Source organism: Robertmurraya sp. DFI.2.37 (assembly GCF_029211245.1).
Taxonomy (GTDB): domain Bacteria; phylum Bacillota; class Bacilli; order Bacillales; family Cytobacillaceae; genus Robertmurraya; species Robertmurraya methanolica_A.
In genome coordinates this window covers 1-297 of sequence record NZ_JARGEJ010000678.1, presented here as the reverse complement: position 1 = coordinate 297, position 297 = coordinate 1, and the positions used below count along the sequence as shown (strand labels likewise).

Annotated in this window: 1 pseudogene; it reads right to left on the bottom strand. The window is 37.4% G+C overall.

Annotation, left to right across the window (positions count from 1 at the left end):
• A pseudogene (locus tag PZE06_RS28175) lies at positions 1-223 on the bottom strand (phosphoribosylformylglycinamidine synthase II); the annotation flags it as partial.
• Between the last annotated feature and the right edge of the window lie 74 nt (positions 224-297).

Sequence of the window (297 nt, the reverse complement as noted above, 5' to 3'; positions counted from 1 at the left end):
GGACTCGCTCCCCTTTTGTTGGAAACTTTCTTAATACTGGCTTTGAATTTTTGTAGCTACAATGTTCTGACCACATAACGGAAAAAAGGTCAGTTTCTGTATAATTAGGAGTTCTTCCAAGGATTTTTTCTACATTTGCGAATTCCTCGTCAGTTAAACCCATTTCTCGATAAATTTTTTCTACTTTTATTTGTTGTGGACTTGGTTCAAGCATGATCGACATGTGCTTCCCTCCATAATTTCACGATAGATTACTGCTTTGTTTTACCAGCTTATGCGCAGGAATCTTTAGCCTAC